At 53.2% G+C, this 1,354-nt stretch carries 2 protein-coding genes; both read right to left on the reverse strand.

Annotated features, from left to right (window positions below; all coding sequences use genetic code 11):
- The coding region (locus ACFRAK_RS28115) for a uroporphyrinogen-III synthase (RefSeq protein WP_394573055.1) at positions 1-365 on the reverse strand (365 nt) is incomplete at its 3' end.
- Between the two features lie 220 nt (positions 366-585).
- Positions 586-1,354: catalase (locus ACFRAK_RS28120; protein ID WP_394573056.1), on the reverse strand; the 769-nt coding region annotated here is incomplete at its 5' end.

Below are 1,354 nucleotides of genomic sequence, written 5' to 3' on the forward strand. Positions count from 1 at the left end.
CTTCCGTCATCGTCCCTAACCAGCGGAGACAGGTCTCTTTTTCTCAACGCATTAACGGTCTTGTAGCCTCTAGCCGCAATCGATGTATGCTGCAAGATCTCGTTCAATGCTGGCGAAAGTCCCATTTGCTCCGCCGTATTATATATGGCCTCCAGGCCGATTCCCGTCGTAAATATCGCCCACGGCGCCGGTTGTTTAAGCCAGGTATCAATCGATGCTCTGAGCACCTCGTCATCCAGAAAGACAGTGCCTTGCGCCGGACGGAGCAACGCTGTCCCCCCCATCTTCTCAACCAACTTGGCCATTTCTGCCGCTTTGCGGGGGCCGGCCAATGCCACGATCCGATCCTTCATATGTTGTGCCATTCTATAAGCCTCGCTCTCCTAGAGTAGTACAGCTTTAGATCACATGCTTCAAGTATAATAGCCATGCCCCTATAGTGAAAGCCACTTAGGTCTTATTCTTGTAAATGAAAGAAAGGGGTCCCTATTCTGGGGACCCCTCACTACATCTTGATCTATATCATGGCCTGCCATCTCCGCACAACGGCTTGACATGGGCAAGCTCTTATTTAGGTTCGATTGCTTATACCGAAGGCGATTGAGGGACAAAGGCGCTGAGATCGACGCCTAATCCTGCGGCAACTCTCGATCCGTACTCGGCGTCCGCTCGATAGAAGTTGCATACTGCCCGAAGCTGGATATCGGCCTTGGTCTGGCTTAGATCCGCTACCAAATTACGAATCAGGTTATCCTGCTGTTCCACAGTAAACGAACGGTAGAGTTCACCCGCCTGCGTGAAATCATCGGTCTTCTCAATACGCTGGCGAATCACGTGACCCTTGAGCGGAGCCTCACTCTCACGATAGGACGGATCTTCCACAGGTCCCGAGGTATAGCTGTTCGGCTCATAATTGACCGGTGACGGGTCCTGGTTCACGTTCATGAAGCCATCGCGCTGATGGTTACGCACCGGAGCGTACGGACAGTTGATCGGAATCTGCAAGTAATTGGCACCCAGACGATGCCGCTGCGTATCAGGATAGGAGAACAAGCGGCCTTGCAGCAGCTTATCTTCGGAAGGCTCAATACCCGGAACCACAGCGCTCGGCGAGAAAGCAGCTTGCTCGACTTCGGCAAAATAGTTCTGCGGATTACGGTTCAACGTCATCGTTCCCACGGCCATGAACGGGAAACGATCCTCCGGCCATGTCTTCGTCGGGTCCAGTGGATCGAATGCCAGATCATCGATCTCGTCATCGGCCATCAATTGCACCAGCAACCGCCACTTTGGAGCTTCCCCGTTGTCGATGTGCTCGCGCAGATCACGCGTCGCATGATTGAAGTCCTTGCCC

It is taken from the genome of Peribacillus sp. NPDC056705, assembly GCF_043656335.1.